The organism is Idiomarina sp. H2 (assembly GCF_004364275.1).
GTDB classification, from domain to species: Bacteria; Pseudomonadota; Gammaproteobacteria; order Enterobacterales; family Alteromonadaceae; genus Idiomarina; species Idiomarina loihiensis.
In genome coordinates this window covers 241531-267445 of the sequence record NZ_SNZY01000004.1, presented here as the reverse complement: position 1 = coordinate 267445, position 25915 = coordinate 241531, and the positions used below count along the sequence as shown (strand labels likewise).

The 25915-nt window shown below is 46.0% G+C and carries 20 protein-coding genes; 9 read left to right on the top strand and 11 right to left on the bottom strand.

Features of this window, described 5'->3' with window-relative positions:
• Nucleotides 1-56 precede the first annotated feature (56 nt).
• Nucleotides 57-359 carry a hypothetical protein gene (locus DET62_RS07245; protein ID WP_110013406.1) on the top strand — a complete coding sequence of 101 codons (303 nt, stop codon included), beginning with the start codon at nt 57-59 and terminating at the stop codon, nt 357-359.
• Nucleotides 359-580, top strand: coding sequence for a DUF2970 domain-containing protein (locus DET62_RS07240; protein ID WP_110013407.1), 222 nt, complete (start codon nt 359-361; stop codon nt 578-580). The genes DET62_RS07245 and DET62_RS07240 overlap by 1 nt, the downstream gene beginning before the upstream one ends.
• A gap of 10 nt (nt 581-590) precedes the next feature.
• On the opposite strand, the gene prlC is transcribed toward DET62_RS07240, so the two are convergent.
• Nucleotides 591-2630, bottom strand: coding sequence for an oligopeptidase A (gene prlC / locus DET62_RS07235; protein ID WP_110013408.1), 2040 nt, complete (start codon nt 2628-2630; stop codon nt 591-593).
• Between the two features lie 134 nt (nt 2631-2764).
• On the opposite strand from prlC, the gene DET62_RS07230 reads away from it, so the two are divergent.
• Together DET62_RS07230 and gorA are read left to right on the top strand one after the other, a co-directional pair.
• On the top strand, nt 2765-5074 hold the full coding sequence (locus tag DET62_RS07230) for a S9 family peptidase (protein WP_110013409.1): 2310 nt from the start codon (nt 2765-2767) through the stop codon (nt 5072-5074).
• A 127-nt stretch (nt 5075-5201) separates the two neighbouring features.
• Entirely contained in the window at nt 5202-6554 is a 1353-nt protein-coding gene (gorA, locus tag DET62_RS07225) for a glutathione-disulfide reductase (protein ID WP_110013410.1), read from the top strand.
• Between the two features lie 61 nt (nt 6555-6615).
• Here the strand turns inward: gorA and DET62_RS07220 are convergent, their stop codons facing one another.
• The gene (locus DET62_RS07220; protein ID WP_110013411.1) at nt 6616-7965 is read right to left on the bottom strand and encodes a hypothetical protein; all 1350 of its coding nucleotides are present in this window, start codon (nt 7963-7965) and stop codon (nt 6616-6618) included.
• 164 nt (nt 7966-8129) lie between these two features.
• Here DET62_RS07220 and DET62_RS07215 point away from each other — a divergent pair, with 164 nt between their 5' ends.
• A complete protein-coding gene (locus DET62_RS07215; RefSeq protein WP_110013412.1) occupies nt 8130-9044 on the top strand; it encodes a pirin family protein in 915 nt (304 codons plus the stop codon).
• Here DET62_RS07215 and DET62_RS07210 read toward each other — a convergent pair.
• Complete coding sequence (locus DET62_RS07210) at nt 9041-9379, bottom strand: YnfA family protein (RefSeq protein WP_011235558.1); 339 nt, start codon at nt 9377-9379, stop codon at nt 9041-9043. The two genes, DET62_RS07215 and DET62_RS07210, sit on opposite strands and share 4 nt — an antisense overlap.
• A gap of 33 nt (nt 9380-9412) precedes the next feature.
• Between DET62_RS07210 and DET62_RS07205 the strand changes: the two genes are divergently transcribed.
• Nucleotides 9413-10042 (top strand): hypothetical protein, encoded by a 630-nt coding sequence (locus DET62_RS07205; protein ID WP_051018793.1) that lies wholly within the window; start codon nt 9413-9415, stop codon nt 10040-10042.
• 19 nt (nt 10043-10061) lie between these two features.
• Here the strand turns inward: DET62_RS07205 and DET62_RS07200 are convergent, their stop codons facing one another.
• Nucleotides 10062-10736 carry a hypothetical protein gene (locus DET62_RS07200; RefSeq protein ID WP_110013413.1) on the bottom strand — a complete coding sequence of 225 codons (675 nt, stop codon included), beginning with the start codon at nt 10734-10736 and terminating at the stop codon, nt 10062-10064.
• 139 nt (nt 10737-10875) lie between these two features.
• On the opposite strand from DET62_RS07200, the gene DET62_RS07195 reads away from it, so the two are divergent.
• On the top strand, nt 10876-13752 hold the full coding sequence (locus DET62_RS07195) for an insulinase family protein (protein WP_110013414.1): 2877 nt from the start codon (nt 10876-10878) through the stop codon (nt 13750-13752).
• A gap of 49 nt (nt 13753-13801) precedes the next feature.
• On the opposite strand, the gene gdhA is transcribed toward DET62_RS07195, so the two are convergent.
• The 4 genes from gdhA to DET62_RS07175 all read right to left on the bottom strand — a co-directional run bounded on the left by gdhA (nt 13802) and on the right by DET62_RS07175 (nt 20028).
• A complete protein-coding gene (gene gdhA, locus DET62_RS07190) occupies nt 13802-15154 on the bottom strand; it encodes an NADP-specific glutamate dehydrogenase (RefSeq protein WP_110013415.1) in 1353 nt (450 codons plus the stop codon).
• Between the two features lie 128 nt (nt 15155-15282).
• The gene (locus DET62_RS07185) at nt 15283-18246 is read right to left on the bottom strand and encodes a TonB-dependent receptor (protein ID WP_110013416.1); all 2964 of its coding nucleotides are present in this window, start codon (nt 18244-18246) and stop codon (nt 15283-15285) included.
• A 130-nt stretch (nt 18247-18376) separates the two neighbouring features.
• On the bottom strand, nt 18377-19582 hold the full coding sequence (locus tag DET62_RS07180) for a GGDEF domain-containing protein (protein WP_110013417.1): 1206 nt from the start codon (nt 19580-19582) through the stop codon (nt 18377-18379).
• A gap of 2 nt (nt 19583-19584) precedes the next feature.
• Nucleotides 19585-20028, bottom strand: coding sequence for a YaiI/YqxD family protein (locus DET62_RS07175; RefSeq protein WP_110013540.1), 444 nt, complete (start codon nt 20026-20028; stop codon nt 19585-19587).
• Nucleotides 20029-20155: 127 nt separating this feature from the next.
• On the opposite strand from DET62_RS07175, the gene DET62_RS07170 reads away from it, so the two are divergent.
• Together DET62_RS07170 and DET62_RS07165 are read left to right on the top strand one after the other, a co-directional pair.
• Nucleotides 20156-20785 carry a peroxiredoxin gene (locus tag DET62_RS07170; protein WP_110013418.1) on the top strand — a complete coding sequence of 210 codons (630 nt, stop codon included), beginning with the start codon at nt 20156-20158 and terminating at the stop codon, nt 20783-20785.
• 128 nt (nt 20786-20913) lie between these two features.
• Nucleotides 20914-22554, top strand: a complete 1641-nt coding sequence (locus DET62_RS07165) for a methyl-accepting chemotaxis protein (RefSeq protein WP_034822656.1) — start codon at nt 20914-20916, stop codon at nt 22552-22554.
• Here DET62_RS07165 and DET62_RS07160 read toward each other — a convergent pair.
• Genes DET62_RS07160 through DET62_RS07150 form a run of 3 tightly spaced genes read right to left on the bottom strand, consistent with a single transcriptional unit; the run spans nt 22551 to nt 25909 of the window.
• Entirely contained in the window at nt 22551-24851 is a 2301-nt protein-coding gene (locus DET62_RS07160; protein ID WP_110013419.1) for an EAL domain-containing protein, read from the bottom strand. The genes DET62_RS07165 and DET62_RS07160 overlap by 4 nt on opposite strands.
• Before the next feature lie 27 nt (nt 24852-24878).
• A complete protein-coding gene (locus tag DET62_RS07155; RefSeq protein ID WP_110013420.1) occupies nt 24879-25382 on the bottom strand; it encodes a hypothetical protein in 504 nt (167 codons plus the stop codon).
• 23 nt (nt 25383-25405) lie between these two features.
• Entirely contained in the window at nt 25406-25909 is a 504-nt protein-coding gene (locus DET62_RS07150) for a TIGR02281 family clan AA aspartic protease (protein WP_110013421.1), read from the bottom strand.
• Nucleotides 25910-25915 lie beyond the last annotated feature (6 nt).

The window sequence follows — 25915 nt, the reverse complement described above, 5'->3', positions numbered from 1 at the left end:
AGAATTTTTACAAAATCGCTGATAAATTAGTCAATCAAGACTTGAGAGGGACTTTCATGCGATTACTAACAATAATAACATCACTAGCATTAGCTGCGTTTACTGCGCTTGCTATCGTGAGTCCTTCCTCGCTCGTTGCTCAGCAAAACCCCACTCAGCGCTGCCAGCAGCTTGTCACTGAAATAGAACCCAGTAACACCTCTGTTGAGTGTCAGTTAGCTGCCGAGCAAGTGACATGGTTTAGCTGGTTAAAAGGCAACAGCCGGTCCGTACAATTTCACTTCTTCGACTTGATTGAGTTAATCTCGAGTTCAAGCGACAGCAACAAAAAACATTATCAAAACGAATACACTGATTAATGTCTGAATCTACCGAAAATAAAACCTCTAAACCAGGAATTTTTAGTATGGTTATGAGTGTGTTGGCGGCATTTTTGGGTGTGCAAACAGAAAAAAACCGCCAACGAGACTTCCAGCATGGTAGCCCGAAAGCCTACATCATCATTGGCGTTATTCTTACCATTCTATTCGTCTTTGGTTTAATTGGTCTCGTTAACCTGGTCCTGGCTACCGCGGCCTGATGCAATAGCATCAGGCAGCTATGCCGCTATGACGTAACAAAGCTTCGGCATTCGGTTCGCGACCACGAAATTCCTGGAATAAATCTGCGGCTTTACGGCTGCCACCACGTTCCAGAATCACATGTAAAAAGTCGCGCCCGGTTGTGGCGTTGAATATGCCTTCTTCTTCAAAGCGTGCAAATGCATCAGACGACAATACTTCCGCCCACTTGTAACTGTAATAACCTGCCGCATAACCACCAGCAAAGATATGACCAAAGCTGTGCTGAAAGCGATTGTACTCCGGTGGAATACGTACTGAGGTTTGCTGACGCACTTCATCCAGAATTTCGCTAATTCGTGCACCTGTTTTTTTATCAAATTCGTGGTGAATGCGCATATCAAACAGCGAGAATTCCAACTGTCGCATCATTTGCATAGCCGACTGGTAATTACGCGCAGCCAGCATTTTTTCCAGCAGCTCCTTAGGCAGCGGCTCACCGGTTTCATAGTGTCCGGATATTAATGCCAAAGCTTCCGGTTCCCAGCACCAATTTTCCAAAAACTGACTGGGCAGCTCAACAGCGTCCCATTCAACACCGTTAATACCAGACAAACCAGCGGTATCGACCTGAGTTAACATGTGGTGCAAGCCATGACCAAATTCATGGAATAACGTCAGTACTTCATCGTGAGTAAAGAGTGCAGGTTTACCACCCACCGGCTTACTAAAATTACAGGTTAAAAAGGCTACCGGGTTTTGTAGCTCGCCGTCGGAATGTACTCGGCGGCCGACAAAGTCAGCCATCCAGGCGCCACCGCGCTTACCTGAGCGCGCGTAGAGATCCAGATAGAAGCTACCCCGCAAATGACCGTCGGCGTCGTTAATACGAAAGAAGCGCACATTCTCATGCCAGGTTTTTACGTCTTTTTGCTCGCTAACCGTCATGCCAAACAACCGCTTGACCACCTCAAACAAACCGTTTAGCACTTGTTGCTCAGGAAAGTACGGACGTAATAATTCGTCAGAAATAGAATAACGCTGCTGCTTTAACTGCTCACTAAAGTAAGGGACATCCCAGGCTTCCATTTTCTCCACGCCTTGCGCTGCAGCAAAGGTTTCAATTTCAGCATACTCGGCTTTCGCCTGTGCTTTAGACTTGTTGGCAAGGTCCTGGACAAAATCTAACACCTGCTCCGGTGACTCGGCCATTTTCGTCGCCAGCGACATTTCAGCAAAGTCGTTAAAACCTAACAGCTCCGACATTTCATGACGCAAAGCCAGAGTTTCGTTCATAACCTCAGAGTTATCGAACTCCCCGCCATTAGGCCCGGTTTCCGACGCGCGGGTCACAAAAGCCTGATACATTTCTTTGCGCAGTTCCCGGTCTTCGGCGTACAGCATTACCGGCAGATAACTTGGAATATCTAAAGTGAACAACCAGCCTTCTTTTTCCCGGTCTGCAGCGGTTTCTTTTGCAGCTTCTTTAATGCTTTCCGGCAAGCCAGCCAGGCGGCTTTCATCGGTAATCAGGCAAGTCCATGCGTGGGTGGCATCCAGCAAGTTGTTGCTGAAGGTAGAAGACAAGTCAGACAGCCGCGATGAAATTTCAGCATAACGTTTCTTTTTGTCTTCGGGTAAATCCACACCCGACAAACGGAAGTCACGTAAGGTGTCGTTAATGAGTTTTTGCTGAGCTTCGGTCAAACTGTCGAACTCGTCACTTTCACGCAGTGAATGATAAGCGTCAAACAAGCCTTTGTGCTGTCCTACATAGGTTGCGTAGTCCGACAACAATGGCAGGCAGCTGTCATGCGCTTCACGCAGTTCTGATGTGCTTACTACCGAGTTCAAATGCGAAACTGGCGCCCAGACATGCTCAAGCTTTTCATCCGCATCGGTCAAAGGTTCAATCAAACCATTCCAGCTAAAATCACCGCGTTCCAGCACGTCATCAATGGTTTTTCGAGCATGCTTTATGCACTCTTCAACCGCGGGTTGAATATGTTCGGATTTAATTTGCTCAAAGTCCGGAAGATGGCTCTGTTCTAATAGCGGGTTATGGCTCATTTTTACCTCAATTTTTCAAAATGCTTACAATGGATATTGGGGCTTTGCGCTAGTCTTCAACCACGCTTATGTGGTTTCCTGCGTTTTTTGCGGTATTATCAGTTCGTTAATAAATCAGAATAAAGGTAAATGTCATGTCTGACACCTCTTTTCGATCTTTACGCTTATTGGCCGGATTAACGGCCATTATCACCTTAAGTGCCTGTAGTAACCTGGGTGGACAATCCACTGAGGACTCCGGCGAAGCTGAAGTAACAGGCGTTAGCCAACTGACAGCGGAGAAAATTTTCGCCACTGATACCTTCAGTATTGACCGCCCGGCCCCAACCCGCTGGCTGGAAGACGGTTCAGGATATACAACTTTAGAGCAGTCCAACTCAGCCGATGGTCGCGATATTGTTCGTTACCACCCGGAAACCAACGAGCGCACGGTTTTAGTCAGCGCGAAACAGCTAACTCCGCAAGGTAAAAGCAAAGCACTGGATATTGCCGATTACGTCTGGTCAGACGATGGCGACAAAGTACTTATTTTCACCAATACCAAGCGTTCGTGGCGCACCCATACTCTGGGCGATTACTGGGTGCTGAACCGCAACAACAACGAATTACGCCAACTGGGTGGTAATGCGCCAGAGTCGACTTTGCAGTTTGCTAAGTTTAATCCGCAAGGTACAAAAGTCGCGTTCGTTATGCAGAACAATATTTATGTACAGGACCTTAGCAGCTTCACTGTCAGCGCGCTGACCAGCGACGGCAGCGATACTATCGTTAACGGTACCTTCGACTGGGTTAACGAAGAAGAGTTTTTCCTGCGCGACGGTTTCCGCTGGAGCCCCGATGGCCAGTATATTGCGTACTGGCAGCTGGACACCGAGGGCACGCCGGTATTTACTATGATCAACAACACCGACGAACTCTACCCAACGTTAAAAGAATTCCCTTACCCGAAAGTGGGTGAAACTAACGCTGCTATGCGCATTGGCGTTATGCCGGCCAGTGGCGGCCAGACAAAATGGATGGATATTCCCGGTGATCCTCGCCAGCATTACTTGGTGCGCATGAACTGGGCTGGCAACAGCGAAAAACTGTTAATTCAACAACTAACTCGCAAGCAGCATATTAACCGCGCTTTTATCAGCGATATTGAAACCGGTCGTAGTCAGGAGCTGTTACGCGAAAGCACCGACTCGTGGGCTGAGTATGTCGACGACATTCACTTTTTAAATGATGGCCGCGAGTTTACCTGGTTAAGCGAGCGCAGCGGTTACCGCCATATTTACCGGGTGCAACGCGACTCAGGCAGAACCACCGCTATTACCCGCGGTAACTGGGACGTGGTTGAAGTGCTGCGGGTAAACGAAGAAAACGGCTGGGTCTATTTTATTGCCTCACCAGAAACACCTCTGGAGCGTTACCTGTTCCGCGCCAGCTTAGACGGCAGCGGCCGCTTAGAACGTCTGACTCCGGATATGGACGGCACCCACAGTTACAGCATTTCGCAAGACGCCAAATACGCTGAACATACCTTTAGTTCGGTTAACCAGGTTCCGGTTACTAATATGATTTCACTGCCGGATCATGAAGTTATTCGTACCGTGGTTGACAATAAAGAAGCACAGCAAGCGGTTGAGCAGGTGCAGAAACAACCGGTTGAATTTTTCCGGGTGGAAGCTCGTGACGGGTTGGAGCTGGACGGTTACATTATGAAGCCGACTGACTTCGACCCCAGCAAAGAATACCCCATTTTGTTCTACGTTTACGGCGAACCCTGGGGGCAGACAGTGGCTAACCGCTGGGGCGGGTCACTGTATTTATGGCACACCATGCTGACACAGCAGGGCTATATTGTTGCGTCTATTGATAACCGCGGCACCAAATCACCACGCGGCTTTGACTGGCGCCGTTCTATTTACAAGAACCTGGGCGTTGTTACCGTACGCGACCAATACGATGCGCTACAACAAATGCTGGAACGCTGGGACTTCATTGATGAAAGCCGTGTAGGCATTTGGGGACACAGCGGCGGTGGTTCACAAACGTTGAATGCGTTATTTCGTTACCCGGACAGTTACCACATGGGTATGGCGCTGGCACCGGTACCTGATTTAACGCTGTACGACACTATTTATCAGGAGCGTTACTCCGGCTTACTGCCTGAGTCAGCCGAGCGTTATAAAGAAACCTCTGCCATTATTCACGCTGAAAACCTGAAAGGCGACCTACTGTTAGTGCACGGTACAGGCGACGACAACGTTCACTTTCAGGGCAGCGAGCGTCTGGTCAATGAGCTCATTAAACACGGTAAGCAGTTTGAGTTTTTTGCCTACCCGAACCGCTCTCATGGTATTTACGAAGGTGAAGGTACAACCCTTCATTTACGCACCATGATGACCGAGTTTGTGAAAGAGAACTTACCAGCCGGCGAACGTTCGTCATCTGAGTAATGAACTGATCTTTCGATTACCGCTATCGGTATAAAAAGCATGACAACCCCGTGTCTTTATTTGCAAGATACGGGGTTTTTATTCAAGATATCCGCAGTTTTTGAATTAAGTACAGGAGTTAAGCAATATGACCAGACATTATGACTATCTTGCGATAGGCGCAGGTAGTGGCGGCATAGCCTCAGCCAACCGCGCAGCGATACGTGGCGCGAAAGCCGCCGTTATTGAAGCGAAACACGTTGGCGGCACCTGCGTAAACGTGGGCTGTGTTCCCAAGAAAGTCATGTGGTACGGCGCTCATATTGCTGAAGCCATAAAATACTCGCCGTCATACGGCTTTGAGCTTGAACAAAAAGCTTTTGACTGGGCAACTATGGTTAAAAACCGCGAAGCCTATATTGAACGCATTCACGGTGGTTACCATCGCGGCTTTCAAGGCAATGGCGTTGAGTTTATAGAAGGCTTTGCGAAATTCGTTGACCACAAAACAGTAGAGGTTCACGGAGAAAAGATTACCGCTGACCATATTACCATTGCCACCGGCGGGCGCCCCATGATCCCCGAAGTTCCCGGTGCTGAGCATGGTATAGACTCTGACGGCTTCTTTGCCCTGACGGAACAGCCTAAAAAGGCAGCCGTTATTGGAGCCGGTTATATTGCCGTTGAAATTGCCGGTGTCTTCCATGCATTAGGCACTGACACGCACTTAATGGTGCGACGTGATCGTCCGTTGCGTACCTTTGATAAAGATATTACCGATGGTTTGCTGGAGCGCATGAAACAGGACGGCCCTGAACTTCATACAGAAACCACCGTTCGCGAAGTGGTTAAACAAGATGACGGCACATTAACCCTGCACTTTGAAGGTGGTCAGACAATGGACGGCTTCGACTGCTTAGTCTGGGCTATAGGCCGCGTACCATCCACCGATAAAATTAACCTGGAATGCACCGGTGTAGAACTGGATAGCGAAGGCTTTATTAACGTCGATAAATTCCAGAATACCAACGTACAAGGTATTTACGCTGTAGGCGATAATACTGGTGCCGCAGCACTTACACCGGTTGCTATAAAAGCAGGACGCTTACTGGCGGAGCGTTTGTTTAACAACATGCCAAACGCGCACATGGACTTTGAAAACATTCCGACCGTTGTATTCAGCCACCCGACCATTGGTACCGTTGGTCTGAGCGAGGAAGACGCTAAGCTCAAATTCGGCGAAGACAACATTACCGTGTATAAGTCATCGTTCGCGGCCATGTACAACGCCGTTACCCCGCACCGAGCTCTTAGTTATTTTAAGCTGGTATGCCACGGCAAAGAAGAAAAAGTGGTCGGCATTCACGGTATTGGTGAAGGTATGGACGAGATATTACAAGGCTTTGCCGTTGCTTTGAAGATGGGGGCAACTAAAGCTGACTTAGATTCGACTGTGGCTCTGCATCCGACCAGTGCTGAAGAGTTTGTTACCCTGAAATAAGAAGGGTACAGGAAGCCCCGCAAATTCTCTCGCGGGGCTTATTGTCAACAGTATAAACATGTCAAGCTTTAGCGCCAGAGGCATATTCCCAAGGATCCCGAACGTTTTCGTCAGACTCCGCCGGCGGAATATAAGATGACACCACTTTTTCCAAGTCTTCCAGGTATTCCCATTTGGTTTTCGGCACGTAGGAACGTCCGCTTCTCCGGTCCTCACCCTCGCGGGCTTCATAAACAGCCTGCAAAGCATCTTTACTACTTAAAACGGACTGCAGTTTATTCATCGCCTGTGGCTCTGCTTTCATGTCTATAAGTTCATTGGTGCTGCTAGTTTGTATACCTAATAGATTATCGAGGCCGATGACCGCAGCTTCCAGGTAGCCGATCTGTTCCTTTCTATTTAGGTCGTTAAGTTGGTCACCCATTTCTACGAGCTGTTCGTCACTGAAATTATAGGTTGTCAGCAATTCCCCCATATTCTCAAGCATTTTTTTCGTTGTCTCGAATAGGTTATCGCCAAACCCTTTGCTGATACTCACCACATGTTCCGAATCACCAAAAGCGCTCATTTCAAAGAAAGGGTTTGTTTTAAGTGCTACTTTACCAATAAAAGACAATATGCTCGTTCTGGCCTCATCACTTTTATCCAGAAGACCGTCAAGCAGTTGCTCACCTTCAATCCGGCTCATTCCAAGCACATTTAACAAGCTACTTTGCTGTTCCCGACTGTATTGATCGAGCTTGTTAACAAAATCAGCGGGCGATTTGGTATCTATTACGGTCGAAACAAAGTTCTGCAGGTCGTTCGCGCTCGATTTAACGTCGAAATATCCTCCTAGAGATTCATAGGTATCATTGTTCTCACGCTCAGCTTTGTGAATACTGATTTTTTCATCATATTCAGCCGCCTTTTCAATCAGTTGATCCCGGGCAATTCGCTGAGTGTCTGATAGCACTTCAATAAATTGTTCTACTTTTTCTTCGTATGTTCTGGAGGGATTAAATTCATTAACATGGGTAAAAAGCATGTTTGCAGAAGCCGACAACCCATAAAATGTATCGGTTAACTGCGAAAGTTGTTCTTTGTCCAGGGTTTCAACCATAGACAAGAAATCATCGTTCGATGTAATGCCTAACCTACCCAGCCGGATAAAATCTTCCTCAGACATTTTTGAGTACAAATCTTTTAGTTTTTCTATTTTCTCCGCCGAGAATTCTGATTGTATTGGCTCTTCCAACCATTTATTAAAATTAAAATAGAGTTTATCTAGCTCACTAAGGAAGACCCCCTGGGTATTTTCAGGCTGGGTATCCAGAGGCTCCGACACATGGCTCTGTAGCACCGTTATCGGCTGCTTAGCGGGTACCGGCTTGGTTAAGGATGAATAGTGATTTGTTATTGATATTTTCACCTTTAGTCTCTTATTAGTATGAGATACCTACTATAATCATCGGCAGTAACGAATAAATATTGAGCAAAATTTGAGGATTTCTTCCTTGCGCCCCGGCACTTTGCGGTAATCTTTAAAAAAGATAACAAACGAACTTAGATAACTTTGAAGGCAGCCAGTATTCCATGAGCAATATTCTTAACAATGCTGAACAAGGTTGTGACTCGCACGAACAACCGTCATCTGCAATAGAAGTTATTATTGAACCTCGCGACAGCGACTTAGGCGGCTTTTATGTCCGCCGCGCATTACCCACTCGCCAAAAGCGTATGGTCGGACCGTGGATTTTCTTTGATGAAATGGGCCCAGCCGACTTCCCACAGGGAGAAGGTGTCAATGTCGCACCACACCCGCATATTGGGTTATCCACTGTCACTTACTTATTCGATGGCGAAATGCTGCACCGGGACTCCATTGGCAGTTATCAGATAATTACGCCCGGCGATATCAACCTGATGGTCGCAGGCAAAGGCGTTACGCACTCAGAAAGAGAGCGCCCGGAAATTACGGCCCGCGCTCACAGGCTACATGGCTTGCAACTCTGGTTAGCTATACCCGAACAGTACGAGCAGACAGAGCCTGCCTTTTATCATATTCCGTCAACCGATATTCCGTCGGCTAATGTGAATGGGGTTTCGGTTCGCGTCATGATAGGTGAAGCTTATGGCGTAAAGTCACCTGTTCCTACCTTGTCTGAAACTTTGTACCTAGAAGCCAAGTTGGACTCTGGCCAAGAACTGACGTTACCGACAACAGAAGAGTTGGCTGTTTATATCGTTTCTGGTCGCTTAAATTCAGAAGGTAAAGAACTAGCGGCAAGAACATTGGTTGTATTAAAAACTGAAGAGCAACCCGTTATTACAGCTCAGGAACCATCACATATTGTCATTATTGGCGGTAATGCATTGGGCAACCGGTTTATTAACTGGAATTTTGTGTCCTCTAATAAAGAACTAATAGAGCAGGCAAGAAAAGATTGGCAGAATCAACGCTTTGATAAAGTTGTTGGCGATGAAGATGAGTTTATTCCTTTGCCTTAGTGGTTCCAGCCAACCGCTATAATAGCCATTCCGGTTAAAGTGAAAGCAGCGCCTACGGCATCGTAAGTCGACAATGAAGCTCCTTCAACAGCCTTTAACCACAGCAGTGCAGTTACCACGTAAACGCCCCCATAAGCCGCATAGACCCTGCCACTTTCAGCCGGATGCAATGTAAGCAGCCAGGCAAATACTGCCAAACTGATAGCTGCAGGAATCAATAACCAGGCACTTCCATCTTTTTTCAACCACAGGTAAGGTAAATAGCATCCGATAATTTCGGCAATTGCAGTAATAAAGAAAAGCCCTAGCGTTTTGGCTATCAACAAAACAGACATGTTCAGCACCTTTATTTAGCAGGAGAAGACATTATGCAGTCTACTACAAGCAGTTTCACTATGCGGGCATTACTCGTTACCGGCTTTCTTTCAATAACCATTGCCTCTCCGTTTTCCGTAGCCAAAGATACAAATACAGAGAGTGAAACTTGCTCTTATAACGAAGTTGAAATGTTAAAGCTATCTCCCAGGGAGTTTGACCAAAACCTGGAAAAAGGCTGGCGAGAAGTAGCTAAAGCGGAAGCCTGTCGTGAAGCGGCAGCCGACCTTATCCATACCTATTACACAAAGAACGAGATTTCCAAAGGGGCTATGAGAACCTTTGTCTGGCATGAGGGTCAGCTTAGAGCCGAAGTCGGTCAGTATCAACGCGCTATTAGCTTAATGAAGCAAGCGCGCAAGTCGCCCGAAAAAGACATGTCTGGCTGGAACTATTACGTTGACGCCACTATCGCCTTTTTACAGTCAGATAGAGAAAAGCTAAAAAATCAAAGGGAAAAACTGGCTGCAGTTCCTAAGCCCGAAGGTTTTAATCCGACAGATGCAGACGGAAACCCTATTGAAATACAATGGCCGCCAAACTTGAATATTGTTGATAAGTTCATTCGTTGTTTCGACCAGCCTTATTCTGAAGTCTACACTGAATGTACTGCAGAAAAATAACCTCTGCTCGTTATCGGATCTAATAGTGAATGATCATGAACTCGCAATTTTCTGGTAATACTTTATTGTCGCTGTTCGTAACGACTATTTTGTCTGCGGTTTTCATTCCCGCATAGGTTTCTACAGACACTTTAGAAAGCCTCAGTGTTACGGGGCCTTCCAGACTCTCGAAGTTAGCATGAATAGTGTCAGGTAATATGGACTGATAGCTTCCTTTGTACGAGGTTATTTCTTCTTTTTCTACGTCAATATGTACCCGTTTATTATTCTTAAATTCAAGAATCATACGCTGGTTATTACAGGTTTGGTGGTTACCGCGAAGAACCGGTGGAAGCCTTAATTCAGGAGCATTACCTCGCACGTATAACCCAACATTACGCCCTTTATAATAATGTTTCTGCTGATAAAACTTTTGATAAGCTACAGGCTCAAGGTTTTGTTGCCTAATAACCTGTTCAAGTTTAGCGAAAAACTCAGGGTTTTCATTGGCGGGGTTTGTTGCTACAACCACATCTGGGAATTCTTCCGGAACCATCACGCCCGAAGTTGCTTTAACTTTGAACCCATTTTCAGACAATGCAGAAATTAATTCCTGACGCTCTTTCTGTGGCAGCCGTTCTGTTGTGAGAAATACGGTGGGTGAACTGCAGCCAACTAATAAAAAAAGCATCGCTATTATAATAATTGCTTTCATTTTGACATCCCTGTACCAAAAGTATGTTTTAACTCTCACAATCTGTTACAAATTAGTCAACAAATAATTAAAAACCACCCTCAACAAGCAGGGTAGTCCTCGTTATTATATTGAGGTCATTTTTTTAAGGGATATTTTTATGAAGAAGTTATTACTCGCAAGCTCTATTAGCTTCGCTCTTTTAGCCGCAGGCTGCAGTCAGCCCGTTACCGAAACCGGCACCACTCAAAATGCCGTGGCGGGCGAAGTCATTAAAAGCCCGAACGACCAGCGCGAATATCGCGTAGTGACTTTGGATAATAATATTGAAATTATGTTGGTTTCTGATCCGAATACAGATAAGTCGGCTGCCGCTTTAAGTGTTGGCGTTGGTTTATTGCAGGATCCCGAAGCTCAGCAAGGACTGGCGCATTATCTTGAGCACATGTTGTTTCTGGGAACCGAAAAGTATCCCGATACCAACGAATACAGCGAATTTATGAGTAATAACGGTGGTAGTCAAAATGCCTCTACCTGGCTGGATGTCACCAACTACATGTTTAAAATTAATAACAACGCCTATGATGAGGCTTTAGATCGCTTCTCTGATTTTTTCAAAGCACCAAAACTGTACCCTGGGTACGCAGACAAAGAGCGCAACGCAGTGAACGCCGAATGGTCAATGCGCCGTGAAATGGACTTTTTCGGCCAGTTTAAATTAGGCCGCTTATTATTGGGGGAGCACCCTTCCAACCGTTTCCTTATTGGCAACCTCGACAGCCTGAGTAACAAAGAGAACAGCGAGCTGCATAAAGAAACCGTCGATTTCTACAACCGTTTCTATTCTGCCAACATTATGAAAGTTGCCATGATAAGCAACCGTTCGTTAGAAGAGATGGAAACCTTAGCTCGTAAACACTTTGCCAGCATTGAAGACGACGGTATTGATGAGCCCGAGGTCACAGCTCAAATTAACTTCGACGATGTAGGCAAGAAGCGCATCCACTATGTACCGAATGAAGACGTTAAGCAGCTAAAACTGGAGTTCATTATCAATGACAACCAGGAACAGTTTGCCGTTAAACCCAACCGCTATGTCAGTTACTTGCTCGGCTCAGAAATGCCTGGAACGCCAGCACAACAACTCAAAGATGCTGGCCTTATTGCTAGCTTAAATGCATCGGCACAACCCACTTTTTACGGGAACTACGGTGTTCTGGCCATTGATGTTGAGCTCACTAATGCCGGCATGCAACAGCGTGAAGAGATTGTCGCGCTTATTATGCAGTACATCGATAAAGTTCGCGCCGAGGGCGTTGATGAAAGTTACTTTAAAGAAATAAAAACCAGCCTGAATAATCGTTTTCGCTTCCTAGAAAAAAGCGATGAGTTCAGCTACGTTTCTTCTCTGGCTGAAACAATGCAGAACTTCCCTGCCGAATATGCCATCAGCGCCCCCTATGAATACCGTGAGTTTGATCCTGAAGCCATCCGCTCGGTACTGTCACAACTAACACCGGAAAGACTGCGCGTTTGGTATATTAGTCAGGACGAGCCGCACGACAGCGAGCTCGATTTCTATGAAGGCAAATACAAGGTTGTTGACATACCGCAAGAAGAAATCGCGAGCTGGGATAACGAACCGAAAATGTCCATTAACCTGCCGAAAGTGAATACCTTGTTGCCAGAGAGTTTTGCCATTAAGCAGAACGACGCTTTTGATAAACCCAAAGTGGTTATCGAAGAGGAAGGCATTCAGGTCTGGCAATATCCAAGTCAGTTATACAGCGACCAGCCGCGCGGTGTGTTTTATATTCAAATAAACAACGACGCACCTATTAAAAGTATAAAAGCGGACGTTTTAACTGCTTTATGGCGCGATTTATACAATATGAATGTTAGCGCTCTGGACACCGAGGCGAATATTGCGGGTATGAACCTGAACCTTAATGATGGCACCGGCCTGTCACTAACGGTGTCCGGCTTTACCGATAAGCAGCCTCAGTTGCTTGAACGAGCTATCGATAATTTGAGCTTCAACGTAGAAGAGCAGGCCTTTAAACAGGCCGTTGATCGCTATATCAGAGAACTGCAGAACAAAGGTCAGCAATTTCCTATTTATCAAAGTTTTGACGCCTACGGACAGTTGATTCGTGAAGGTGGTTTTAATCAAACGGACTTAATTGAAACAGCAAAAGGATTAACTCCGGCAGATTTGTCTGACTTTATGAATACCTTACTGGGCAATAATGCGATACGCGTATTTGCCTTTGGTAATTATGACCGAGGTGACCTGGAGGAGTCTGTTAAAAACATTCAGGCCAGCTTACCCGAAGACCGTAAGGTTACTGACTTTAAAATGGCTCAATTCTGGAAGCCTGAAACAGGAAAATCCATTGTATTACGTCGTGACCTGGACGTTGCTGACGTAGCGGTGGTCGATGCGCACATTCACCCTCAACCGGGTTTTGCCGCGTTAGCGGCAGGAACGGTTCTGCAAAGTCACTTCCGTACCGTAGCCTTTGATACCCTGCGTACAGAAGAGCAACTGGCCTATGCTGTGGGCTCTTTCGCACCGAGCCTGGATAAGTACGCAGGTTTTGGGCTGTATATTCAGACGCCGGTTAAAAGCGTTGCCGATATGCAGGAACGCTTTGATAGCTTCAAGGAAGAATACTGGGAAGACTTACAGGAAATGACGCCAGAAGAGTTCAATCAAATCAAACAAAGCACCTTGATTACATTGAACGAACAGCCGAAGAACTTGATGGAGGAAGTTTCTCCATTCCTGGCTGATTTGAGTTTGCAGCGCTTCGAATTCGACAGCAAAGAGCAGTTAATTGATGCCGTTGAAAACGTAAGCATTGAAGACGCCAAAGCGTTTTACCAGCAAACCATGTTAAACCCCGATGCCGCGCGTATTTCGGTGCAGCTACGTGGTACCAAGTTTGCAGATCAGCCCTACGCGGAATTGCAAAACCAGAGAGTTATTTCCGATTTGGCAGAGTTTCACCAGGAGATGGAAAAGCAACAGTAACGCCTAGTATTGAGCAACCTCATTATTGAGGTTGCTCTAATTTCAACAATCAAACCACACCTTGTTCCAGCATGGCGTCGGCGACCTTACGGAACCCGGCAATATTTGCTCCGAGCACTAAGTTATTAGGGTGTCCGAAATCTTCGGCAGTGCGTTTTGCATCCTGGTATATATTACTCATAATGTCTTTGAGTTTTTCGTCCACTTCTTCAAAGTCCCAGCGCAACATACTGGCATTCTGAGCCATCTCTAACTGGCTAGTGGCGACACCGCCAGCGTTTGATGCTTTGCCTGGACCGTAGCCAACACCACTTTCAATGAAAAGATCGACTGCAGCCTGAGTTGTAGGCATATTAGCCCCTTCCACAATGTACTTGCAGCCGTTTTCGAGAAGTGCCTGAGCATCTTTTTCGGTCAATTCATTTTGAGTCGCACAGGGGAAAGCAATATCGGCTTCGTAACGCCAAACGCAGTGACCTTCTTCGGGGTAATCGTCCTTAGACGTATATTCCGCATCCTCATGAGTTTCAAGGTACTCTATAAGTCGCCCGCCCTGTTCTTCTTTTATGCGCTTAACCAAGTCAAGGTCAATACCGTTATCATGGTAAATGGTTCCGCTGGAGTCACTGCAACTGATCGGTTTAGCTCCCAATTCATACAGCTTTTCCATAGCATGAATAGCAACATTACCTGATCCTGAAATCAAGCAACGCTTTCCGTCCAGCGAGTCATCCTGGTCATCCATCATGCATTGCGCGAAATAGACAACACCGTACCCTGTCGCCTCTTTTCTAACTTGAGAGCCGCCCCATAATTCACTTTTTCCGGTTAAGACACCATCAAAACGATTGGCCAGGCGTTTATATTGACCAAAGAGGTAGCCAATCTCCCTTGAGCCCACACCGATGTCTCCCGCAGGAACATCGGTGTGAGGACCAATGTGGCGATACAGTTCACTCATAAACGACTGGCAGAAACGCATAATCTCCGCGTCCGACTTGCCTTTAGGATCGAAGTTGGCGCCACCTTTGCCACCGCCAATGGGTAAACCGGTCAGAGCATTCTTAAATATTTGCTCAAAGCCAAGAAACTTAACAATACCGGCATTAACACTCGGGTGGAAACGCAACCCACCTTTATAGGGGCCCAATGCCGAGTTAAACTCTATTCTGTAGCCTTTATTTACCTGAATTTTACCGTCGTCGTCCATCCAGGGGACACGAAACATGATTTGCCGCTCAGGCTCAAGCAGCCGCTCAATAATAGAGTGTTCCCGATATTTAGGACGCTCTTCCAATAAGGGCTCTATCGACTCAAGTACATCCTCTACCGCCTGATAGAATTCGACTTGCGCCGGACTGGTTTGCTTTAACTTTTCGATGGTTTCTTTTATGTAGCTCATTCACGTATCCGTTATTGTTAAAGGCATATTCATGCTTATTAATAACGTATTTTAGAAAGTTTAGATCGCCCAAAATAAAAAACCCGGAGGCAAAGCCTCCGGGTTACAACAGCGTTCCAGCAGGGAGACTAGAACGACAAACGTGCTCCTAAATAAAAGCGGCGTGGTTTAACCCAGTCGACACCTTCACCAAAGGCGTAAACACCATCACCTGCTACTAGATCCTGTTCACGGCGAACCGCTTGATCATCCAGTGCATTAAATATGTCCAGGAAGAATTCGGCTTTATAACGCTCACCGAAGTCATGGGTATATTTAACACGCAGATCTAAAGTACCGTATGCTGGAGACTCATTTACACCAACAGTTCCCTCAGGGATCCACGTTGTGGTGTAACCACCATACTCATACGCAGGCCCTGGAGTCGGCAAGTGACGACCACCGGCAGAGAAGGTGTTGCTATAAAGCGTACCGGAGTTCCAGTTATACACACCACCAACTTCAATTCCGTTATCAAATTTATAGCTACCAAATAACTTAACCAAATGCTGCATGTTACCTGGTTGATCACCGTATACACCCGGCGCTCGTGGGTCTAACCATGGCACATCGCCCTGATAATCAGCATTACTATCTGAGTTTGAGTTACCTTCTGCTTTGTTGTAAGTCCAAGATGCATTGAAGAACCAGTTCTCAGTGCGGTGTTTAGTAAAGCTTACCTCTAAACCTTGATACTCACGTTTTGCACCCGCCAGTGTTGCAATAACATAGTTTGAGTTAGGCATCGTGTCGTAACCGAAATACGACAGCGGTAACTCAAGATCTGTACCCGCAAGAACATTACTGTATAGGTCCAAATCGTAATCTTCTAAGATATTCTTAGTAACACGATCCGTGTAGGTCACCTGGATACTCATATCATCAGCAATATTTGTTGCATAACCGAGCAACAGCTCATCTGTGTAAGGAGTTTCCGTTGTTGGAGCAAAGAATGCATCAGGCTGAGTCTCACCACCGCGTACACGATATGTTAACCACTGGTCTTCGAGGTAAACCTGTTCGTTCAGAACCGGACCGGTCAAGCTACCCGCAAAGTCCGTCATATTTGTACGAATTGGATCGTAATAACGACCTGCAAAAGCCCAAACTTTACTTTCGCCGTCGATGTCATATATAACACTGAAGCGAGGCGCTATTTCCCAGTCAAATTCAGCTACCTTAGTTCCCTTAGTGGAGAAGTGTTCCCATTTTTCAGAACGTATGCCTGCGTTAACAGTCCACTGATCCAGTGTCCAGGTATCCTGAACGAAGAAGGTACTTCCTTCAGTTTCAAGGGTCACTGCACCCGGGTTTGTTTGTAATATCCGATAAGCATTGATATCACTTGTTGGGTTGCCCGTAGTTTGATCAAAAACAACACCCTGCCCTAACTCACTGTCAGAAATGGTTCCGTCGCCATTAGCATCATAACGAGCGTAAAACTGAGCAGAGTTATCACTCTGGTTCATCGCATTTACAATACGGGCGTAGTCTTCCTGAACAAACTCAGTTGCCCCAGTCCAACTTGAATTAACATAATTGTCTAAGTCAACGCTACCAGTTACTGCTCCAATAGAACTGTATTGAGCGCCATCACCTGTAAACCGGCTATCTTGGGCGTTTTCATTTTTAGTTAAGACATAACCCGCCTTAATTTCATGGCTACCAAAATTCAACGTATCAAGGAAATACTCAAGCGTTGCTGAGTATTGATCACGGCCACGAAGATTAGAAGTGTTCGTTCCATAGCCACCTTTGTCCGTATCCGCATTTGTTGGCTCAAACGAGCCACCTGACAGATAGGCCACATCATTTCGTGTTGAATTATCTTTCGCCAAGACCGTTGATTCACTCTCATGACTTGCCGCTTGAACAGTCAGGATAAAGTTATCCCAGTAACGAGAGTATTCTAGCTTATAGTTATCGCCGCCATATTCTCTTGATTGGTCACGATTCATCAAAGTTGAAGGCGAAGATGAACCACTAATCTCACGCGGGTCATTAAACCAACTTGCCACAAAGCGGTCATTCCCCGTTGGTTGCCAGGTTAATTTAAAGAAGCCTAAGTCTGACTCATCGGTAACCGAACGCATGATTTCATCAGTATTAGGGTTTACGACATCATCTTCACGGCTTTTCTTCTGAAATGAACCGAAGAACCAAAGTTCGTCTTGTATTATGGGGCCACCCAGCGTGACAGCAGTATCGTAAGTTGAGAACTTCGCGCCATCAAGGTGTTCATTATCAGCAACTAAACTATCATTCTGAAAATAGTAGTTAACCGAGCCGCTCCATTCGTTACCACCTGACTTGGTGATAACCCGAGTTACCAGGCCTTGTCCACCTGCGTATTCAGCTGGAATACCGCCCGTTAAAATTCTCTGTTCCTGAATGATTTCGGAGTTGATGCTTGAACCAAAAGTACCTGTCTGGTTATCCGTGACATTAATGCCATCCAGATAATACACATTATCAGAAGATGAACCGTATTCTCCCCCAATGTCAGAGTAGTTTACACCAGACTTTGATGACGGATTACCGCTCGGAGATGGTTTAACACCTGGTGCTAATTGCAAATAATCCTGGAAGCTCCGCGCAGTTGGTAGAGACTCTGTCATATCCAGAGTAACGGCTACACCTGTAGTTGAAGAAGTCGTATCAATTGTTGATGCTGCTCGTCCAGTAACCTGAATCGTTTCAATATCCGAACTTTCCGGCGTAAGAACATAACTTAGTTCAAATGTCTGACCCGACGACACTCGAACATCCCCAGATTCGAATGTTGAGTAACCTTCTTCAACAACTTCGACCTGATACTGTCTTGAAGGTTGTAATCCGCCTAATCGAACATAGCCGTCATCATCCGTTTCCGCATTTCTCGAAACCAACGTATCCGGCGCCTTAACAACCACCGATGCATTCGGAATCGGGTTTCCCTGATTATCAGTAATCTGTATACGAAGTGTACCGGTATCCTGAGCGTAAGCGCTAGAGGCAGCAGTTAATGCCGCAGCCACCGATAACGCTGTTAACGTTTTTTTTAGTTTTAACATGATTGTTCTCTCCGTTAACAAACGCCACTATCTAAGTGAACGTACAACTTGTTTTTGTTATAATTTCTTTTTGTTATTGAGGCGAGACCTCACAACCACACTAACTTTCAGTCTCTTTTTTGTCCAGTTGTTATTTTTGACAACAAAAATATATTCTATTACGCCCAGCCTTTTTCGCAGAATAAAGGTTCTCATCAGCACGTTTCAAAATGCTATCCGCGGTATCATCAGGTTCCTTTAACGTCGCACCTAAACTGATAGTGACTTTGACCGTTTTACTCTGCTCCTTTTTACCTCGCGCTTCTTTGCCTTTTATCTTACTCTCCGGCCGCGAGGGCTCTCGCAATTTAAGCGGGTAATTAGCTACCTGGCTACGAACGCTTTCCAGCGTACTTTTTAACTTTTCTTCATCGTTGTGGAAAAATACTAAGGTAAATTCCTCTCCGCCATAGCGGTATGCCTTAAACCCGCCGTGTTCTTTTAAGATACTGCCTAACAGCCGCAACACCTGATCACCAACCTCGTGTCCATAGCGGTCATTAAACTTTTTAAAATGATCAACGTCGAGCATGCAAACGGCACTGCGTTTGCGTAAGTGTTGCAACTGACTCATCAACGCACGCCGTTGCGGCAGCCCGGTTAGTTCATCAATGTAAGCCAGCTTCAACATTTGGTCGGCCAGCGCCAGCAATAAGCAAGCACTGGCTGCCAAAGCGGCCCAGGTGGAGGCTTGTTGATACTGCACGGCCAACAAAAAGACCATAAGCGAAAACCAGGCCGCCCAATGACTCCAGGCAAAAGCGAAAGCGCTTTTATAAAGCAAATAAGTTGCCCAGACGCCGCCCATGGCGACCGTCCAAATTAGCAGCCCAATAGCAAACGAACTTTGTTGCCAGTCAGGTAAAGTCAGAACCTCTGCGGGACTCAATAACGCAAGGGTTTGTGCAACTGGAGTCAGCAATAATGATAAAGGCAGTATTGCCAAAGCAACAAATATCAGTATGCCTTTTCCGGTTAGTAGCACTGGCTTTTTCAGGAAGGTCAGAAGCAAGGCACTAACCGACAACCACACAGGAAGTGCCTCGTACAGTTGGGAAACCTCTTTCTGCGCCAGCGGTTGCTGCAAACCGAGCTGAATCGTAGCGTAGATACCACCAACCCAGGCGCACCAATAAAACCATTGCCATTGCCGAAAGAAAGCGGCAACCAAGAACACTAGCCCTAATGCTGCTGAGACAGTTCCGGGAACTGAAAGCGAGACAGACGTCAGCCACTCAGGAAAAAACCAAACCATAAGAGCCCAGATAATTGCCGGTAACGCCGCAAAAAAGGTCAAGTTCAACTCCCTACTAATAAACGGTCTAAATGATCCGCAAAGTTTTTGCGATCCACATTCGACAACGGCGGCGGACCACCAGACTGAATACCGCTACTGCGCATGGTGTCCATAAAATCTCTTATGTTCAGCCGCTGACGAATATTATCGGGAGTGAAGAGCTCCCCCCGGGGGCTTAATGCTTTAGCGCCTTTGTCTATAACTTCTGACGCCAGCGGAATGTCACTGGTTATGATTAAGTCGCCCGCTTCACAACGCCGGACTATTTCATGGTCTGCCACATCAAAACCACTACCTACCTGCACCATATGAATAAATTTAGATTTAGGTGTTTGAATGCGTTGATTAGCCACTAAGTAGAGGTGCAGTTGTTTTCGTTGTGCCGCGCGAAAGAGAATTTCCCGTATTGCCACAGGGCAGGCATCGGCATCAATAAATAAAGTCATTGCTAATAGTCCACGCATCTATATTAGAGTAAAAGGTTATAAGCCCAATGCCTTGTAATGTGTTCAGTACGCTATCATTTAATGGTTACCAGCAAAGCTTATCAATAATTGCTTCAGGAGGCACTCTATGACATTACGTATTGGCGATACTGCACCGAATTTTACCATTGATACCACACAGGGTTCGATAGAATTCCACGACTGGGCGAAAGGCTCGTGGGTATTTTTCTTCAGCCACCCGGCAGACTATACACCGGTTTGCACAACGGAAATGGGTCGCACAGCCCAACTGGCACCAGAGTTTGAAAAGCGCAACGTGAAACCTCTAGGGCTGTCTACCGATACCGTGGAAGCTCACAAAGGCTGGATCAATGATGTTAACGACACTCAAAATACCGTACTTGAGTTTCCTATCGTTGCCGACAAAGACTTAGAAGTCGCGCAGCTTTACGACATGATCCATCCAAACGAGAGCGCCACAGCAACAGTGCGTTCGGTTTTCATTATCGATCCGAACCAAAAAGTTCGTTTGATCATGACGTACCCAATGACTGTCGGCCGCAACTTCAACGAGATTTTACGGGTTATTGATGCTCTGCAAACGACTGACCGTGACGAAGTGGCATGCCCGGCAGATTGGATGCCCGGAGATTCTGTCATTATTCGTCCAACGGTCAGCGACGAAGACGCAAAAGAGAAATTTCCGCAGGGCTGGAAAACCTTACGTCCGTATTTGCGACTGACTGATATTAAATAGTTAAAAATCAATTATGCTGGGTGTTATATGACACTCAGCATTTTTTCATCCCCCCCTAAAGTAACCCTCTTTAGCTTCCGATAATAAGTCACACGACATCGGTCGCGAGCTACTTTAGAGGTTAAATTATGAGCTGGTTTAACAACCTTACATTTCGGTACAAATTAATACTTCCTATTGCACTACTGGCTTTAGTGCTTATTGGTATTGCTACCGTCAGTACCGTGAATTTTAAATCCGTTGCTAACAGCGTTGATGAAATAGCCAGTGAACACTTACCCGGCCTTAATTACTTATTGCAAGCGGATCGCGACCTACATCAGGCTCTGGTAGCAGAAAGAACCTTACTTTCAGTTCCACCAGGTTCGTCAAAAAAACAAGCACTTGTCGACACAGTCAATGAGAACCTACAGCAAGCTTCTCAACGGGTGGACCGATTTTTAGCTATCACTTCAAGTGCCGAAGAACGTCAAATGGTTGCTGATTACAAGCGAAAAAATGAGACCTGGGTCGCAACCACTAAGCGAGTAATAGAGCTTCATGGTCAAAACAGGGTTGAAGAAGCCATTAGTTTAAGTGAGCAGCAAAGCGGCCCTCAGTTCGAGACCATGCGGGACGTTCTTGACCAGCTAGAGCAACGCAAAGAAGAAGCAGCACTCAGTCAGTCTGACATTATTGACGAAGTCATCAGTCAAAGTAACTGGACAGAGATGGTTGTCCTGACCATAGGTTTAGCTATCTGCGTATTGCTGGCATTATTCTTTCCACCATTAATTACCAGGCCATTGAACTTAATGCTTGAGCGTTTTGAAGATATGGCCAAAGGCGAAGGAGATTTAACCGCACGCGTTAATCTGGACAGAACAGATGAACTGGGTCGAGTAGCCGATGCATTTAATGCTTTTGTCGAAAAGCTTCAGCGCATTATTACCAAAATTAATGAAATGACCGAACAACTGGCAACATCGTCAGAAGAGCTTTCCAGCATTTCAGAAGAGTCTAACGAAAGCATCAGGAAGCAACACGAAGCGGTTGAGCAGGTGGCAACGGCTATCCATGAAATGTCGACCACAGTGGACGAAATAGCCAAAAGTGCTAATGACGCAGCGACTTCTGCGAAAACAGCTGACGATCATACCAAGCAAGGTCGCGATGTCGTTAAGTCGACAGTTGATGCGATTCAGAGTTTAGCTAACCACGTGAATCAAACATCTCAAACTATTTCTAAGGTAGCGGAAGATAGCGACAACATAGGTAAGGTACTGGACGTTATTGGTAGCATAGCTGAACAAACAAACTTGCTTGCGTTAAACGCGGCTATTGAATCTGCGCGTGCAGGGGAACATGGAAGGGGCTTCTCTGTTGTTGCTGACGAGGTCAGAACCTTAGCCAGCCGCACACAAAAATCAACCCAGGAGATTCAGGAAATGATTGAGCGTTTACAAACAGCAACTCATGAAGCTGTCCGCTCAATGAACACCGGTAAGGAAGAGGCGGATCACACAGTGGAAAGAGCAAGAAATGCTGATGAGTCACTCCAGGCAATAACCTCGGCGGTAGCAGAAATTAATGATATGAACAGTCATATTGCCAGCGCGGCTGATGAGCAAAGCTCAGTTACAGAGGAAATTAATCAGAACATTAATACTATTAGTAGTATTTCAGATCAGTCCGCGCAAAGTTCGGCGCAGGTAAAAGAGTCCAGTGAAAATTTGGCGGAGCTATCTGCCAACCTGCAACAGGAGCTCCGTCAGTTCCGAATCCGCTAACGTTCGTTTTCGAAAGATTGCTGGCGTTCTGCCCATTTGAGCAGTTCTCCCAGCGGCTTCGGCTTACTGAATAAGAACCCTTGCATAAAGTGGCAACCATGCTCCACTAAATAAGCACATTCTTCTTCTTTTTCTACGCCTTCAGCGACAGTTTCAATACCTATGCCTGCAACCATACTCAGAATACCGCAGGTAATAGCGGCGTTATGCGAGTTCTCATGAATATTTTCAATAAAGCTGCGATCAACTTTGAGCTTATTTACCGGCAACATATTTAAATAACGTAAGCTGGCAAAGCCACTACCAAAATCGTCAATGGCCACGTCCAAACCCAGATCGCGCAATTGCTGCAATAACTCAGCAATACGCTGAGTATCATTAACTAATACATTCTCTGTAATTTCGACGGTGATCTCGCCGGGTTTAATATCAAACTGTTCGAGTATCGCTTTCGTTTTACTGACAAAATCTTCACGATAAAACTGGATAGGCGAAAAGTTCACCGAAACAGATTTTATACCGTATCGCTTAAGCTGCTGCAGATCGCGACAAGCCTGCTTTAGCACCCATTCACTAATTGGAATGATTTGCCCTGTGCGCTCAGCAACAGGAATAAAGTCTGCGGGTGAAACATAACCTTTGGTTGGATGTTGCCAGCGAATGAGCGCTTCGGCTCCGGCGACTTTACCTTTGTCGGTCATAATGGGTTGATAAAACAGCTCGAACTGCTCTTGCGCAAGCGCCTCCTGAATTTTGGTCCGCAATGCCACTTTGTATCCTAAGCCTTCATCAAGGTTTGCGGAATACCAGTAAACAGAGTTACCGCCGCGTTTTTTCGCTTCATACATAGCGACATCGGCACGTTGAGTAAGCTCCATTGGATGTTTAAACTCAATATCATTTGCTGAAACACCAATTGCTGCCGATAAAGAAACCTCGACTTCGCCAATCCGAAAGGGCTGTTCAAATACCGCTAGAACATCCGCACATAACGCATTAACTTGCTCAACAGCACTCATATCCTGAATAACGGCGACAAACTCATCGCCACCAAAACGGCAAAGTAAGTTAGGTTCCGAAACAACCTGCTGCAAGCGTTGCGCCGTTTCAATTAAGACCTCGTCTCCAAGGTAGTGTCCCAAGCTGTCATTTATAGGTTTAAAGCCATCTAAATCGATAAAGAGAACGAATATTGCCGCGTCACTCTTGTTTTCCTGCAACTGCTGTAGTCGCTGCTCCATTGCACTGCGGTTTACCAGGTGCGTTAAGCTATCGTGAGAAGTGAAAAATTCTAACGCTTCTTCTCGCTGAATTCGTTCGGTAATATCTTTAGCTATGCCGTGTACACCGGTAATTTCGCCATCGATAATAATAGGAATATTGGTTATCGCTAAGTCATGAAGCTGACCGGTCTGGTCTTTTACCTTTATCTCGTAAGACTGCGGAATACCGGATTTAGCCGCTTCAAAATGCTCTAAGGTTCGTTTCTGATCACTTTCAGGCACTGCCAGCTCATAGTGTTTACCCAGTAAATCCTCTTCTTTAAGCAATAAAAGCTCACAAACTGAACGATTGACACTCGTAAAGTTGCCTTCTAAGTCGAGCATAAACACGGCATCAGGGTTGTGAGTAAAGAGTGAACTTTGACTTTGCTCAAGACGAGCTTGTTTCCTTCTTTGCTCCTCCTGTTCAATGATGAGAGCCACCAGATCACGATTACGGACAATAATTTCAAGTTCAGGTCCTAAAGGCACTCTCGGCTCTGAAAAGTAAATTGCGAAAGTTCCAATAACGTCACTGTCAGAGGTTGCAAAAATAGGGTGGGACCAGCACGCCACTAAACCTTGCTGCTCGAGGAGGGACCGGAACTCATTGAAGCGCTGGTCCTTTCTCATATCAGCAACCAGCACGGGCTCACCGAGTGCTGCCGCTGTACCACAAGCGCCAACACCCTCTGCTACGGCTAAGCCATCTAAGGCGCGGTTATAGGACTTAGGTAGGGAAACAGAAGCGGCGGTTGATAAGGTTTGTGTTTTTTTATCAACCGCCATAATGGAGCACATGGCACCATCAATTTGAGACTCAATAAGCCGACAGATGCCCAACAGGCGGCTTTCAATATCCCGGTGCCGGGCTAACGAGTTAAACGCTTCATAATGTGACTGAATTAAGTAATTTGTGCCTTGGTATTTCTTTTCCGCTCTTTTGCGGATCACTACGACAAAAATTGTCGTAGCAATCAGAACAATAGCTATGCCTGTCGCCAACAGGCTGTATTCGGGGAGGCTATCCTGCATTGGCTCGCTGCATATTTACCGCCTATTTTATTTAACCCGCTGCACTCGCATACGGCGATTCGAACCTTCACGGCCAAAGAAAAATGAATTTAATGCGCCGCGTTCAATATAATAGGTATCGTCTTCGTCCCAGGGAAAATAACCACCGCTGTCGGTCTGTTTCCAAATTTGGCCATTACTCAGTTCGATACGCCACTTGTCATAAGGTCCCTGCTCTTTCGCTGCGACTTCAACCTCAATTCGGTCGAGCTGGCCTTCCTCTTTGTCTTTATGCTCCATACCAAAGGTTCGCTCTAAAGAAGAGTTACCACGGCGCTCAGCCTTTGATTTTTGTTTTTCTGCCTGCACTTTTCCTCTGGCTTTTCCTTCTGCTTGCTTCACCTGTCCCTGAGACTGCTTAGCAATATTGTCATAACATACCAGTCGCTCCAGCGAGTCTTCAATCCCTGCACATTGCTGCAATGCCTCTTGTTGTGCATTAACACTGCCCGCCACCAACAATAAGCTTGCCCCTAGTAATGTTTTGTACATACATCATTCCTGTTTTGTTTTATTTAATAACGTAATGTAAGAGTATCGCCTTTTTGCGTTAACTCAAATTCCTTCAAAGCACTCATGCCCAAAAGTATGACATCCCCATCCATTCCGGGAGTGATAGACGCCGCGACATTCGTTAGCTGAATTTCACCCAGTTCTAATCTGTCAATTTCTGTTCTATAAGTTATAACACGTCCGTTCGCGGTTTGAGACATACCCTGGCGGCCTTTACGCAAGCCCAGTTCTTTAGCCAGGTTTTCAGGAACAGCAACCAGTGTCGCACCGGTGTCCAACAAGAAAGTCACAGGCTGACCATTCACTTTACCCTGAGCCACATAGTGACCCATCCGGTTTTGCTCCAGCAAAACGGTGACTTGTCCGTTATCAACATGGCTTTGCACCTGAGAGTTCGGGTTAAACTGTTGCTGCAACTGGTCTTCAAAAAACCAGACCAACATGACAAGGGCTAGCCCCCAGGCAATAAACATAAAAGGTTTGCCGAAAGAAGTCGTACGCGCCAAGTTAAT

What these genes read in the sequence shown, in the direction of transcription:
- gorA (WP_110013410.1), top strand. Translation starts at nt 5,202, where the DNA reads ATGACCAGACATTATGACTATCTTGCGATAGGCGCAGGTAGTGGCGGC.
- DET62_RS07210 (WP_011235558.1), bottom strand. Translation starts at nt 9,379, where the DNA reads ATGTCTGTTTTGTTGATAGCCAAAACGCTAGGGCTTTTCTTTATTACT.
- DET62_RS07240 (WP_110013407.1), top strand. Translation starts at nt 359, where the DNA reads ATGTCTGAATCTACCGAAAATAAAACCTCTAAACCAGGAATTTTTAGT.
- DET62_RS07185 (WP_110013416.1), bottom strand. Translation starts at nt 18,246, where the DNA reads ATGTTAAAACTAAAAAAAACGTTAACAGCGTTATCGGTGGCTGCGGCA.
- DET62_RS07170 (WP_110013418.1), top strand. Translation starts at nt 20,156, where the DNA reads ATGACATTACGTATTGGCGATACTGCACCGAATTTTACCATTGATACC.
- DET62_RS07160 (WP_110013419.1), bottom strand. Translation starts at nt 24,851, where the DNA reads ATGCAGGATAGCCTCCCCGAATACAGCCTGTTGGCGACAGGCATAGCT.
- DET62_RS07230 (WP_110013409.1), top strand. Translation starts at nt 2,765, where the DNA reads ATGTCTGACACCTCTTTTCGATCTTTACGCTTATTGGCCGGATTAACG.
- DET62_RS07175 (WP_110013540.1), bottom strand. Translation starts at nt 20,028, where the DNA reads ATGACTTTATTTATTGATGCCGATGCCTGCCCTGTGGCAATACGGGAA.
- prlC (WP_110013408.1), bottom strand. Translation starts at nt 2,630, where the DNA reads ATGAGCCATAACCCGCTATTAGAACAGAGCCATCTTCCGGACTTTGAG.
- DET62_RS07200 (WP_110013413.1), bottom strand. Translation starts at nt 10,736, where the DNA reads ATGAAAGCAATTATTATAATAGCGATGCTTTTTTTATTAGTTGGCTGC.
- DET62_RS07245 (WP_110013406.1), top strand. Translation starts at nt 57, where the DNA reads ATGCGATTACTAACAATAATAACATCACTAGCATTAGCTGCGTTTACT.
- DET62_RS07215 (WP_110013412.1), top strand. Translation starts at nt 8,130, where the DNA reads ATGAGCAATATTCTTAACAATGCTGAACAAGGTTGTGACTCGCACGAA.
- gdhA (WP_110013415.1), bottom strand. Translation starts at nt 15,154, where the DNA reads ATGAGCTACATAAAAGAAACCATCGAAAAGTTAAAGCAAACCAGTCCG.
- DET62_RS07195 (WP_110013414.1), top strand. Translation starts at nt 10,876, where the DNA reads ATGAAGAAGTTATTACTCGCAAGCTCTATTAGCTTCGCTCTTTTAGCC.
- DET62_RS07165 (WP_034822656.1), top strand. Translation starts at nt 20,914, where the DNA reads ATGAGCTGGTTTAACAACCTTACATTTCGGTACAAATTAATACTTCCT.
- DET62_RS07205 (WP_051018793.1), top strand. Translation starts at nt 9,413, where the DNA reads ATGCAGTCTACTACAAGCAGTTTCACTATGCGGGCATTACTCGTTACC.
- DET62_RS07155 (WP_110013420.1), bottom strand. Translation starts at nt 25,382, where the DNA reads ATGTACAAAACATTACTAGGGGCAAGCTTATTGTTGGTGGCGGGCAGT.